Below are 11,707 nucleotides of genomic sequence, written 5' to 3'. Positions count from 1 at the left end.
CTGATAGTTCCGGCGCTTGCAGTCCTCGCATGCGAGGGTCACTGCGATCCGGACGTCACCGCGACCGCGGCGACGTCCCCCGGTCGCGCGCAGCGCTCCAGGTGATGCGCGCGCGCCGCGACCGACCCGCCGCGCGCCTCCAGCGCCGCGGCCGCCCGGCCATGCGCGCCGATCCGCCAGCCGTCCGGGGCGGACGCGTAGATCGCGTTGCGCACGAGCGGATGCCGGAACCGGTAGCGCCGCGGCACGTCCGTCGCCACGAGCAGTGCGCCGGCGAGCAGCTCGTCGAGCGCGCCGAGCGCGACCGCTTCGACCTGGGCCGGCGCGGCGAAGGGCGGCGACAGGTCGGCCGCGGCGAGGGCCGGCGCGGCGTCGCGGTCGTCGGCGGAGGGCGGCGACGGAGCGGACGCGGTACCGGCCGGCACGGAGTCGCCCCGGCTTTCGTCGAGGCCGGCCGCCGCGATCGCCAGGTCCAGGTCGACCGGATCGCCGGCGACCGCCGCGCCCTGTGCCAACGCGCGTCCGGCCTCGCTCAGCGCCGCGATCTCCTGCTCCAGCGCCCGCGAGACCGCCTGCGGCACACCCGCCTCGCCCGGCCCGGACGCGACGCTCCGACCGGCGGCGACCTGGCGCGCGAGCTGCTGCAGGAAGAACGGGTTGCCGCCGCCCGCCTCGTAGATCTCGCCGCGCACCACCGCGGGGATGTCGGCGCCCAGCAACGTCTCCGCGTCGGCGAAGGACAGCGTGGGCAGCGCGTGCTCGATCACGCGTCCGTCGCGCTCGGCGGTCGCCAGCGCGGTGGCCAGCAAGGGCCGGACCGGCGCGGGCCGGAACGCCAACGCGAGCAACACTCGTCCGCGCGGCGCGCGCCGCAGCAGCGCCGCGACCAGCTCCAAAGAGGCGTCGTCCGCCCATTGCAGGTCGTCGAGCACCAGCACGACTGGCCGCTGCAGCGCGAGGGCCTCCAGCAGCGCCCGGACGGCGCGGTGGGTGCGGTAGCGCTCGTCCTGCAGGCCCGCCGGGACGCGGCCGACCAGCGGCAGCACGGCCGCGAGCTCGCCCAGTTGCTCGCCCACGAGCCGCTCCAACCGGTCCACGCCGAGGAACGCCGCGTGGTCTGAAAGCGCGTCCTCCCACACGCCGAACGGCAGCTCGCGCTCCCACTCGGAGGCGCGCCCACTCAGCACCAACGCTTCAGAAGCACGCGCCGCCAGCTCGTCCAGCAGCCGCGTCTTGCCGATCCCGCCCTCACCCGAGAACGCGAGCACTCCACCGGCCCGCTGCCCCAGCGCAGCGTCGATCGCGGCCAGCTCCGCCCTTCGCCCGAGAAGTCCGCCGCCGGTAGCCAACGCGCCAACAGTAACCCTCACACGCATCCAATCCAGGGGGCTGGCACGAAGAAGGCCCAACTCTCCTCTCAACCTCTCCGAAAGCGAGGCACGAGATGCATGTGAAGCGCCTGGCGGCCGTTGCCGCCACGATTGCCCTTGCCGCTACTGCGACTGCCTGCGGCGGCGAAGACGAGTCGACCGCGAGCACCACGTCGTCCGGCACGACCGAGCAGACCTCCAAGCCGGCCCCCGTCGCCCAGATCCCGTCGCTCAGCGGCAAGGACACGGCCGTGACGCTTGATGCCGGCTTCGTCGAAGCCCTCGGCACGCTGAAGCTCACGCCCGCCCCGGTCGGCACCGCGAAGGTCTCCGAAGCGGGTGTCGCGACCTTCCCGATCACCGGCGGCAACGTCACGTACTACGAACCGGGCACGGTCTCCCCGTACGTGCAGGGCATGATCGACCATGACGGCTCCGGCCTCAGCCTCACCGGCGGCGGCAAGACGGTCGAGCTGACCGACTTCGAGATCGACCCCGGCAAGTCCGTCCTCACCGGCAAGGTGACCGTCGACGGCACCGTCGCCGCCGAGAGCGCGCCGCTGTTCTTCCTCGACGGCCGCACGCTCAACCCGCTCAAGACCAACGACGACGGCACCGCCGAGCTCGAGGGCACGACGGTCAAGCTCAAGCAGGAGGCCGCGGACCTGCTCAACCAGACCTTCGGCACCGATGCCCTCACGGCCGGCCTGGTCATCGGCGTCGCGAAGATCACCGTCAACACCGCCTAAGAGAATCCGCGAAGCGATTCTTCAAGCGACCGAAGCACGGGCGAAGCCCGTCGCGAGGATCGCCTAGGACTCAGCGGTACGTGGCGAGCGGCGGGGCGACCGCGACGGAACGCGGTTGCCCAGTCGCATCGCCGGCTTCTCCACGAAGTACCAGGAGAGCGCCGCGAGCGCGAACGTGATCGGCAGGATCCAGAGGATCGCCGGAACGAAGCGCTCCGGCAGCCGCTCCTGCAGGCCGAACCAGTACAGGACGGGCATGTGCCAGAGGTACACGCCGTAGGACACCGTGCCCGTCCACACCATCGGCTTCGACGCCAGCACGCGGCTCTCGCGGTAGGCCATCGCCCACAGGATCAGGGCGAAGCCGATCGCCGCGGGGAGGTCACCGACCGCGTGCCCGACCGTCCCGGTGCCCTCGCTGTGCCAGACGGAGTTGGCGATCACGATCAGCACCCCCGCCGTGCCCACGAAGCGCGGCGGGGGTCGTTGTGCGAGCACCGCCGCGCCGATCCCGCACGTGAGCACGCCGATGTACGTCGGCAGCGTCCACATCGTCTCGGGCGGCCACGCCTCCAGCGTCCCGATCGTCGTCCACACCAGCCCGGCGCCGATCAGCAGCGCGCACACGGTCAGCGGCCGGCGCGCCTTCAACAGCGCAAGCCCGATCAGCGGCAGCACGATGTAGAAGCTCACCTCGACGTGCAGCGACCACATCGGCGGGTCCAGCTGGTTGCGCGTCTCCTCGAACAGGTTCGGGATGAAGAACACGAACTTCGGCAGGTCCTGCAGCTCGATCGCGCGACCGTGGCCCGTCCCGTACAAGAGCAGGAACGAGGCGGCGAGCGCGAGCCAGTAGCCCGGGGCGACCCGCGCGAACCGGCGCGCGGCGTAGCGGCGCAGGTCCGGCGTCCGGCCCGCCGCCCACGGCAGCGCCAGCAGGAAGCCCGACAGCACGAAGAAGAACATCAGCGAGACGCGGAACTCGCCGACCACACGGTCGAGCAGGTCCGTTCGGCCCGGCCTGGGCCAGTTCGCGTCCGTGTACATCCACACGTGCAGGCAGACGATCAGCACGCACGCGAGGCCGCGCATGCCGTCGAAGGACTCGTAGCGGGGGCGAGTTATCCGTGCCAAGTCCTACCGTCCACATGGTGGATCAACTGCTGCACCGACTGGCCGGCCCGAACGCGACCTTCCGCGAGCATCAGCGGGAGGCGATCACGGACCTCGTGGAGGACCGGGCGCGCGTCCTGTGCGTGCAAAGAACGGGCTGGGGCAAGTCGGCCGTGTACTTCCTCGCGACGACGCTCCTGCGCGAGAAGGGCGCCGGCCCGGCGCTGATCGTCTCCCCGCTGCTGGCGCTCATGCGCAACCAGATCGCGGCGGCGGAGAAGCTGGGCATCCGCGCGCTCACGATCAACTCGACGAACCGCGACGACTGGTCTCAAGTACGCGAGCTGCTCGAGCAGGATGCCGTCGACCTCCTTCTGATCAGCCCGGAGCGGCTCAACAACCCGCAGTTCCGGAACACGATGCTGCCGCTGTTCGCCGAGCGCGTCGGCCTGCTGGTGATCGACGAGGCCCACTGCATCAGCGACTGGGGCCACGACTTCCGCCCGGACTACCGCCGCATCCAGGACATGCTCGAGCAGCTGCCCGCGGGCGTCGCGGTGCTGTGCACGACCGCGACGGCGAACGATCGCGTCGTGTCGGACATCACGGAGCAGTTGGCGTTGGGGCATGCGGGGACGTTGCGTACGTATCGGGGGCCGTTGTCGAGGGCGTCGTTGCGTCTTGAGGTCGTGGAGAAGCCGGCGCCGGCGGACCGTCTGGCCTGGCTGGCGACCTTTCTGCCCTCGCTTCCCGGCTCGGGGATCGTGTACACGCTTACCAAACGTGACGCCGATCTGGTCGCGGATTTCCTGTCCGCCCACGGCGTGCCCGCGCAGTCGTACTCCGGCGAGGTGGACACGAACACCCGGATCGCGACCGAGGAGAAGCTGCTCAAGAACGAGCTCAAGTGCGTGGTCGCGACGAGCGCGCTGGGGATGGGCTACGACAAGCCTGACCTCGGCTTCGTCGTGCACTACCAGGCGCCCGGCAGCGTCATCTCCTACTACCAGCAGGTCGGCCGCGCGGGGCGCGCGATCGACCGTGCCGACGTGATCCTGCTGCGTGGCGCGGAGGATCGCCGGATCCAGGACTTCTTCATCGAGCAGGCGTTCCCGCCGAAGGATCGCGTGGACCGCGTGCTCGAGGCGCTGGAGGAGGGCGGCGCCACGACGAACGAGCTGATGGGGATCGTCAACCTCGGCAAGGGCCGGATCGAGGCGATGCTCAAGGTGCTCGACGTCGAGGGCGCGGTCGGGCGCAACGGCACGCGCTGGACGCGTCAACCGGGCGCGACATGGGAGTACGACGGCGACCGCTACGCGCACGTCACCGCGCTGCGACGGCGCGAGCAGGAGGCGATGGCGCAGTTCGGCGCCGACGGTCGCTGCCTGATGCGCGCGCTGCAGGAGGAGCTCGACGATCCCGACCCGTCCGACTGCGGCGTCTGCGCCGTCTGCACGGAGCCGAAGTTCGCGGGCCCGCTCGACCCCGAGCTGGTGCGCGCCGCGTCGTTGCATCTGCGTTCCAAGCCGCTCGTCCTCGATGTCAAGAAGATGGCTCCGGACGCCGAAGGAAAGATGAAGAAGTTGCCCGAAGGCGTCCGGGCGCAGGAGGGCCGGGCGCTCGCGCGGCTCGGCGACGGCGGCTGGGATCCGCTGGTGCAGAGCGGGCGCCGCGACGGTCGCTTCGACGGCAAGCTCGTGGAAGCCGCGGCCGAGGCCGTGCGCGTCTGGGGGCCGCCGGTGGGGTTCGTGACCGCCGTGCCGTCGCACCGGTCCGGCGCGCTCGTGCCGGAGTTCGCGGAGCGGCTCGCGGAGGCGCTGGGGTTGCCGTTCGAGGCGCTACTGGAGCGCGTGCACGACAACCCGCCGCAGCGTGAGATGGCGAACTCCGCGATGCAGGTCGCCAACGTGCGCGGGGCCTTCAAGGTCGTCGCCGCCGCGCCGCAGTCGGGCTGCCTGCTCGTCGACGACATCCGCTTCAGCGGCTGGACGCTCGCGATGATCGCGGGCCAGCTGCGCAAGCAGGGCGCGAGCGAGGTCTACCCGCTCGCGCTGTCAACGGCGTTCTGAGGAGCCCGCCGACGAATAACGGCGCACCTGCTGCGGCACATTCGCGGCACCTCGCGCCACCCACGACGCTCACGTGCCAGAGGCACGCCACGCTTGTCGCGGGCGGCCCGAGGCACTCGCGACTGCACCACATCAGGCGCACCGCCCATTCGTCGACGAACTCCTAACGCAGGGTGATGGTCTTGGTCGTGCTGCGGGTGCCCTGAGCCACCCGCAGCGTGGCCTTCTTGCCCTTCAGGCGCTTGCTCTGCTTGCGCCCGGTGGCGTTGAGCTTGAGCTTGATGGAGAGCGCGCCGGCGGCCTTCGCCGTGCCCGAGCCGGTCGCGATCACGATCGGCTTGCCCTTCTTGCCGAGCGCCTTGGCGGGCACGGTCGCGGTCAGCGTCACCTTGCCGGCGGCGACCGCCTGGACCTTGAAGGCGAGGCCCTTGGTCAGCGCGGCGCGCGTGACCTTGGTCGGGACCGTCGCCGTCGGCGCGGCGGTCGGCGTGGTCGTCGTGCCCGGCCCGGAGGGGGGCGTCGGGGGCGCGGGAGGCGCGGGCGGAGCGGGCGGCGGCGGCAGGAAGCTCGCCACGTTCGCGGCCCCGATCGAAGCGCTCTTGCCGTTCGGCGCGATCACGACCGGAGCGCTCGTGAGCACGCACGGGTCGGCGGCCGTCGTCGGCGTGCCGGCCACTTTGAGGCCGTCGGCGTCGCTCCAGGCCACACGGGTCGCGTCCTGCGAAAGCGACGCGTCGACGGCGACGCCGTTGGCCGGGACGTAGCAGTCGACGGCGCCCGTCGGACCCTGGTCGACGCCCTGCGTGGCGACGAGCGCGATCTTGCCGGTCGTCTGCGTCCCGCTCGTCCACTCCTCGAGCTCGAGGGCGATCAGGGCGCCGTTGGCCGCGACGTCGGTGCGCCGGATGTCCAGCCCCGAGCCGGACGTGTCCAGCCAGCCCGTGAAGGCGCTGCCGTACGTGCTCGCGTTCGCGTTCTGCACGTTGACCGTCGAGCCGGTGTGCGCGACCACACGCGCGCCGAACAGCGTCGGATCCTCCTGGCCGCCGATCCGGATCGGCTCGAGCACGCTGTTGGTCACGGGGCGCGCGTAGGTGCCGGTCTCCAGCGTGTACGGGCAGCAGCTGCTGTTGGAGAAGCCGTAGACCATCACGCTGCCGTCGGCGGTCACGTCGAAGCCGAGCGGATAGACCGGCAGCGCGTACGAGCCGGTGCGGTTGAGCGGGCCCTGGATCGTCTTGAGGCCGTTCGCCTCCCAGACCTGGAACGACGAGAGCGACGAGATCTTGGCCGGGTCGTTGCGCGTGGCGACGATGCGGCCGTTGTCGGCCTGCGCGACCGCATTCCACTTCTCGAGCACCCCGCTCGAGTTCAGGACGGGCTCGGCCAGGCGGACGCGTTGGGACCCGTCGAGCGAAGCGAGCCAGACCTCGCCGTCAGCGATGTACGCGACGGACGCCGCGTGGGCGGCGGAGGCGATGAGCAGCAGGAAGGAGAGACACAGGAGGACGATTCGCTTCACGCCGAACCGAACCCCGATCGTCCACTTCGGTCACTGCCCGTTCGGCCCGCCTATCGGGCGACCTTCAGGACCTTCTCCCACAGGCGCTTGTGCCGGACCTTGATCGTCCCGAAGACGGTGCCGCCCGTGAGGATGACCTTGGGCGCGCCCGGCGCCGGCGCAGAGTCCTGGCGCTTGAGCGAGCCCATCCGCGCGTTGGCCCGCACCTCGACCTGGACGCCCTCGGGCACGAGCAGGTCGATCGTGCCGAACGGCGTCCACGCGTCGATCACGATCTCGCGCGAGCTGATCGTCGCCTGACGCAGGTCGAGCTTGATGTTGCCGGTGTAGGACCGCAGCTCGGTGTACTCCGGGACGAGCCACGCGCCGGAGCGCTTGACGTCGCCGAGTGAGCTCTGCCGCTCGTCCAGCACGGGTGCGCTCACGGCGCCGCCCGCGGCGGGCAGGTCCTCGGTCAGCCCGTCGAGCTCCGATCGCATCACCGCGTCGGCGGCGGCCTCGATGCGGTCGGTCAGCTCCTCCATGGTCAGCCGGCCCTCGGCGGCCGCCCCCCGGAGCTGGTCGATGACGGCTTCGCGCTCTGCGTCTGAGGCTCGTACGTCCATCACCTGGCACTCTACGGCCATGACGATCGTCGTCGGAGGGGAGGCTCTCGTCGATCTGGTCCCGCACGCGGACCAGCTCGTCGCGCATCCGGGTGGCGGGCCGTACAACACCGCGCGCACGCTCGCCCGGCTCGAGCAGGACGTGCACTACCTCGGCGCCCTGTCCGACGACGGGTTCGGCAAGTCGCTGCGCGCCCGGCTGGAAGAAGACGGCGTGCGCCTGGACACGGTCGTGCCGACCGCGAAGCCGACGACGCTCGCGCTCGCCGAGGTCGATCCGGCCGGCGGGGCGACGTACCGCTTCTACACGGACGGGACCTCGGCGCCCTCCGTCACGCCGGAGGAAGCGCTGGCGGCGCTGCCGGCCGACGTCGACATCCTGCACGTCGGCACGCTCGGGCTCATCATGCAGCCCGTCGCGACCGCGCTGCAGGCGGTCGTCGAGGCGGTCGCGGACCGCGCGCTGGTGATGGTCGACCCGAACTGCCGGCCGACGTTCATCTCCGACCGCGACGCGTACCGGGCGAGCCTGGAGAAGACGCTCCGCCACGCGCACGTGGTCAAGGTCAGCGGTGACGACCTCGAGTACCTGACGCCCGGGTTGAGCGTGGTCGAGGCCGCGCGGGCGCTCGGGGTGCCGGTCGCGCTCGTCACGCTCGGCGGCGACGGCGCGCTGATCGTCGACGCGGAGACCGAGGAACAGGTCGCCGCGCCGAAGATCACGGTCGTCGACACGATCGGTGCCGGCGACGCGTTCGGCGGCGGCTTCCTCGCCTACTGGGCGCGCGCCGGGCTCACGCGTGACGCGCTGGAGGATGCGGATGCCGTCCGGGCGGCGACGACCTTTGCCTGCGTCGTCGCCGCCCGCACGTGCGAGCGAGCGGGTGCGTCCCCGCCGAGGCTTTCAGACCTCGACGGCGACCTCTGAGCCGGGGACGGGCTCGCGCTCGCGGGGCGGCACACGGAGCGCCACGAGGGCGATCACGATGCCGACGATGACGGCTCCGGCGGCGACCTCGAACGCGAGGGTGTAGCCGCCGGTCAGTGCCTCGAGGGCACTCTGGCCGGAGTTGGTGAGCTCGCTCGAGCGGTCGGACGCGAGCGTGCCGAGGACCGCAATCCCCAGCGCGCCGGCGAGCTGCATCGAGACGTTGATGATCCCGCTGCCGAGGCCCGCGTCCTCCGGGCGGACGTCGCTCATGGCGATCGTCATCAGCGGCAGCATCGCCGTGCCCATGCCGAGGCCCATCAGGCCGAAGGCGAAGAACAGCGTCGGGAAGTAGGCCGTGTCCGCGCCGACGGTGCTCAGCAGCGTGAGCGCGCCGACGACGATCAGCAGGCCGACGATCACCGTGCGCGCCGGGCCGAGCAGGCCCATCACGCGTGCGGTGGTGCCGAGCGAGAGCGCGCCGACGATCAGCGTCATCGGCAGGAATGCCAGGCCTGTGGCCCAGGCGCCGTAGCCAAGCACGTGCTCGACGTACAGCGAGCCCATGACCCAGGTGCCGAACATGCCGGTGACGAGGAAGCCGCGGACGACGCTGGCGCCGATCAAGGACCGCACGCGCAGGATGCGCAGGGGGAGGATCGGGTTCTTAATGCGGCTCTGGAGGACCAGGAAGGACACGCCGAGGATGGCGGCGGCGCCGAGCCAGCCCAGCGTGTGGGCCGAGCCCCAGCCGTGCTCGGCGGCGGTGATGATCGCGTAGACCGCGGTCATCGCCGACGTCGTCATCAGGATGGAGCCGGCGACGTCGATGCCGCTGCGCAGGCCGAGGCCCGGGCGGTCCTCGATCAGCCGCGCGCCGAGGGCCAGGACGGCGATGCCGATCGGCACGTTGACGGTGAAGATCCAGTGCCAGTCGACGGACTCGACCAGCGCGCCACCGAGGAGCAGGCCAAGCGACCCGCCGGAGGTGACGACGAACATGTACGCGCCCATGGCCTTCACGCGCTGATCCGGGCGCGGGAAGTCGGTGGCGATCAGGGCGAGGATCACCGAGGTGGCGATCGCGCCGCCGAAGCCCTGGGCGAAGCGCGCCGCGATCAGCGCGAGCTGGGAATCAGCGATCCCGCACGCGAGTGACGCGACGGTGAAGATGGCGGTGCCCGCGAGGAACACCCGCTTGCGGCCGAGCAGGTCGCCGAGGCGGCCGGCGAGCAGCAGGAAGCTCCCGTAGGAGATGAGGTACGCGCCGACCACCCACGTGAGGTCGGCCTGGGAGAACTGCAGGTCGCGCTGGATGACCGGAAGGGCGACGTTCACGATGGTCATGTCCACGACCATCATCAGCTGCCCCAGACACACGACCACCAGCGCCATCCACGTGCGCCGGGAAGCGCTCTCTACTTGGGAAGGGATAGTCACTATGCCAGTGACTATATGGGGTCGCGGATCATCACGCAACCGCTAATCTCTGAATCAACACATGTCCGCCACCAACTCGCCCGGCTCGATCGTCCTGCTGATCAAGCTCACGCGCAGCGTCTACCGCCGCGCGAGCGAGGACGTGCTGGGCCTCAAGCTCAAGGCGTACATGGTGTTGACCAACCTGCGTGACGGCGGGTTGCCGCAGGCCGATCTGTGTGCGTCGATGCAGATGGACGCGAACAACACCGTCCTGCTCCTCAACGACCTCGAGGGCAAGGGCTTCGTCGAGCGTCGGCGCGATCCGGCCGACCGGCGTCGCCACATCGTGGTGATCACCGACGCGGGCCAGGAAGCGCTGCGGCACGCGGAGCGTGCCATGGAGTCGCTCGAGGAAGAGGTCTTCGGCTCACTGACCGCCGAGGGCCGTGCGGCACTGCGCGACCTGCTCTCCCGCGCGGTGGCGGAAGAGCCGGCCGACCAACAGGCTGCGGCTTAGCCGCGGACCGACAGCTGCGGGCGCGAGCACGCGCCTTCGTGGCAGACCTCGGGGAAGGCCTCGTTCGTGCCCTGATGGAAGTGCACGGTCGGCTCGGCGCTCGAGCCGCCGAGGGTCCGCTTGATCGCGGAGGCCAGCTTGCTCATGGTGGGTTCCTTGGGGAGTGGGGAGGAGGGTGCACCTGTGCCATCGGCACGATGCATCGAAAGCGTAACCCAGTTCGGCACAGCTGGTATCCAAGCTAACGGGTGCCAATAATGCGGCTTGACACACTCGGGCCTCCGACTATCGAGCGGCTCCGGCACCCGTCGGCGGGACTAGGGTGCGCCCATGGGAGATCGCAAGGGGTTCCTCGGCGCGCTGTTCGACCTGTCGTTCACCGAGTTCGTCACGACGCGCGTGGTGAAGGTCCTGTACGTGCTCACGCTCGTGCTGCTTGTGATCGGCTACATCGCGATCGCCGTCGTGATCTTCACCCCTGACGAGCAGGCCGGCACGTTCAACAGGGCGGGCCAGATCGTCATCGAGCGCGAGTCCAACGTCGGCCTCGGCGTCCTGTGGCTCGTCCTGATCGGCCCGCTGCTGCTGTTCCTCTACACGCTCCTGTACCGCGTGTTCTACGAGCTGATCATCGTGGTGTTCCGGATCTACGAGAACACGCGCGACCAGCTCGAGCTCACGCGCCGGGCGGTGGAGCGCGACCAACCCGCGCCGTGATCACCCGAGACCTTGCCGTCCCGATCGTCGGCGCGCCCATGGCGGGCGGGCCGACCACGCCGGAGCTCGTCGCGGCCGTCTCGAACGCCGGCGGGCTGGGGTGCCTCGCGGCCGGGTATTTGACCGCGGACGCGCTGGGTGACCGGATCGCGGCGACCCGCGCGCTGACCGAGCGGCCGTTCGGCGTGAACCTGTTCGTGCCCGGGCCGCGGACCGATCCGGCGACGTACGCCGCGTATGCCGCGCCGTTGGGCGAGCCGCGCTGGGACGACGACGACTGGGAGGCGAAGCTCGCCCTGCTCGCGCGGGAGGAGGTGGCCGTCGTCTCGTACACGTTCGGCTGCCCTGACCCGCTGCCGGACCTGCCCGGCGAGGCATGGGTGACGGTCACCACGCCGGCGGAAGCACGCGCGGCCGTGGCGGCGGGCGCCGACGCGCTCGTGGTGCAGGGCGCCGAGGCCGGCGGGCACCGCGGCACGTGGGTGGACGCGCCGGATGTGAAGCCGCTCGGCCTGATCGCGCTGCTGCAGCTGCTCGGCGACGACGCCGCGCGGGTCGGCGGCGACGAGTTGACGGCCGAGGGCGGCGGGGTCGCGGCGGCGCCCCGCGAGGGCGCGCGGGCCGGTGGCAGCGAGTACGTCTTCTTCGCCGCCAGCGACGTCGAACCGGCCTTCAGCGTCACCGCGCCCTTG

Annotated in this window: 12 protein-coding genes; 6 read left to right on the top strand and 6 right to left on the bottom strand. The window is 71.1% G+C overall.

Annotated features, from left to right (window positions below):
- Positions 1-38: 38 nt before the first annotated feature.
- The gene (locus tag OJ997_RS35295) at positions 39-1,349 is read right to left on the bottom strand and encodes an ATP-binding protein (protein WP_270030149.1); all 1,311 of its coding nucleotides are present in this window, start codon (positions 1,347-1,349) and stop codon (positions 39-41) included.
- Between the two features lie 101 nt (positions 1,350-1,450).
- Between OJ997_RS35295 and OJ997_RS35290 the strand changes: the two genes are divergently transcribed.
- Positions 1,451-2,119, top strand: coding sequence for a hypothetical protein (locus OJ997_RS35290; RefSeq protein WP_270030148.1), 669 nt, complete (start codon positions 1,451-1,453; stop codon positions 2,117-2,119).
- 63 nt (positions 2,120-2,182) lie between these two features.
- On the opposite strand, the gene OJ997_RS35285 is transcribed toward OJ997_RS35290, so the two are convergent.
- Positions 2,183-3,253, bottom strand: coding sequence for an acyltransferase family protein (locus OJ997_RS35285; protein WP_270030147.1), 1,071 nt, complete (start codon positions 3,251-3,253; stop codon positions 2,183-2,185).
- Positions 3,254-3,267: 14 nt separating this feature from the next.
- Between OJ997_RS35285 and OJ997_RS35280 the strand changes: the two genes are divergently transcribed.
- Positions 3,268-5,304: a RecQ family ATP-dependent DNA helicase gene (locus OJ997_RS35280; protein WP_372517973.1), complete on the top strand. Its 2,037-nt coding sequence runs from the start codon at positions 3,268-3,270 to the stop codon at positions 5,302-5,304.
- A 163-nt stretch (positions 5,305-5,467) separates the two neighbouring features.
- Here OJ997_RS35280 and OJ997_RS35275 read toward each other — a convergent pair whose 3' ends face one another.
- Positions 5,468-6,826 carry a hypothetical protein gene (locus OJ997_RS35275; RefSeq protein ID WP_270030144.1) on the bottom strand — a complete coding sequence of 453 codons (1,359 nt, stop codon included), beginning with the start codon at positions 6,824-6,826 and terminating at the stop codon, positions 5,468-5,470.
- A 50-nt stretch (positions 6,827-6,876) separates the two neighbouring features.
- A complete protein-coding gene (locus tag OJ997_RS35270; RefSeq protein WP_270030143.1) occupies positions 6,877-7,431 on the bottom strand; it encodes a DUF1707 SHOCT-like domain-containing protein in 555 nt (184 codons plus the stop codon).
- Between the two features lie 19 nt (positions 7,432-7,450).
- On the opposite strand from OJ997_RS35270, the gene OJ997_RS35265 reads away from it, so the two are divergent.
- A complete protein-coding gene (locus OJ997_RS35265) occupies positions 7,451-8,359 on the top strand; it encodes a PfkB family carbohydrate kinase (RefSeq protein WP_270030142.1) in 909 nt (302 codons plus the stop codon).
- On the opposite strand, the gene OJ997_RS35260 is transcribed toward OJ997_RS35265, so the two are convergent.
- Complete coding sequence (locus tag OJ997_RS35260; RefSeq protein WP_270030150.1) at positions 8,336-9,754, bottom strand: MFS transporter; 1,419 nt, start codon at positions 9,752-9,754, stop codon at positions 8,336-8,338. The genes OJ997_RS35265 and OJ997_RS35260 overlap by 24 nt on opposite strands.
- Positions 9,755-9,860: 106 nt before the next feature.
- Here OJ997_RS35260 and OJ997_RS35255 point away from each other — a divergent pair, with 106 nt between their 5' ends.
- Positions 9,861-10,298: a MarR family winged helix-turn-helix transcriptional regulator gene (locus OJ997_RS35255; protein ID WP_270030140.1), complete on the top strand. Its 438-nt coding sequence runs from the start codon at positions 9,861-9,863 to the stop codon at positions 10,296-10,298.
- Here OJ997_RS35255 and OJ997_RS35250 read toward each other — a convergent pair.
- The gene (locus OJ997_RS35250; RefSeq protein WP_270030138.1) at positions 10,295-10,444 is read right to left on the bottom strand and encodes a hypothetical protein; all 150 of its coding nucleotides are present in this window, start codon (positions 10,442-10,444) and stop codon (positions 10,295-10,297) included. The two genes, OJ997_RS35255 and OJ997_RS35250, sit on opposite strands and share 4 nt — an antisense overlap.
- Positions 10,445-10,628: 184 nt before the next feature.
- On the opposite strand from OJ997_RS35250, the gene OJ997_RS35245 reads away from it, so the two are divergent.
- Both OJ997_RS35245 and OJ997_RS35240 read left to right on the top strand, forming a co-directional pair.
- A complete protein-coding gene (locus OJ997_RS35245) occupies positions 10,629-11,015 on the top strand; it encodes a DUF4282 domain-containing protein (protein WP_270030137.1) in 387 nt (128 codons plus the stop codon).
- The coding region (locus OJ997_RS35240; protein ID WP_270030136.1) for a nitronate monooxygenase at positions 11,012-11,707 on the top strand (696 nt) is incomplete at its 3' end. The genes OJ997_RS35245 and OJ997_RS35240, both read left to right, overlap by 4 nt.

The sequence above is a fragment of the Solirubrobacter phytolaccae genome (genome assembly GCF_027587195.1).
In the GTDB taxonomy this organism is placed as follows: Bacteria; Actinomycetota; Thermoleophilia; order Solirubrobacterales; family Solirubrobacteraceae; genus Solirubrobacter; species Solirubrobacter phytolaccae.
This window is presented reverse-complemented; position numbering and strand designations above follow the sequence as displayed.

What these genes read in the sequence shown, in the direction of transcription:
- OJ997_RS35280 (WP_372517973.1), top strand. Translation starts at nt 3,268, where the DNA reads ATGGTGGATCAACTGCTGCACCGACTGGCCGGCCCGAACGCGACCTTC.
- OJ997_RS35250 (WP_270030138.1), bottom strand. Translation starts at nt 10,444, where the DNA reads ATGAGCAAGCTGGCCTCCGCGATCAAGCGGACCCTCGGCGGCTCGAGC.
- OJ997_RS35270 (WP_270030143.1), bottom strand. Translation starts at nt 7,431, where the DNA reads ATGGACGTACGAGCCTCAGACGCAGAGCGCGAAGCCGTCATCGACCAG.
- OJ997_RS35245 (WP_270030137.1), top strand. Translation starts at nt 10,629, where the DNA reads ATGGGAGATCGCAAGGGGTTCCTCGGCGCGCTGTTCGACCTGTCGTTC.
- OJ997_RS35255 (WP_270030140.1), top strand. Translation starts at nt 9,861, where the DNA reads ATGTCCGCCACCAACTCGCCCGGCTCGATCGTCCTGCTGATCAAGCTC.
- OJ997_RS35260 (WP_270030150.1), bottom strand. Translation starts at nt 9,754, where the DNA reads ATGGCGCTGGTGGTCGTGTGTCTGGGGCAGCTGATGATGGTCGTGGAC.
- OJ997_RS35265 (WP_270030142.1), top strand. Translation starts at nt 7,451, where the DNA reads ATGACGATCGTCGTCGGAGGGGAGGCTCTCGTCGATCTGGTCCCGCAC.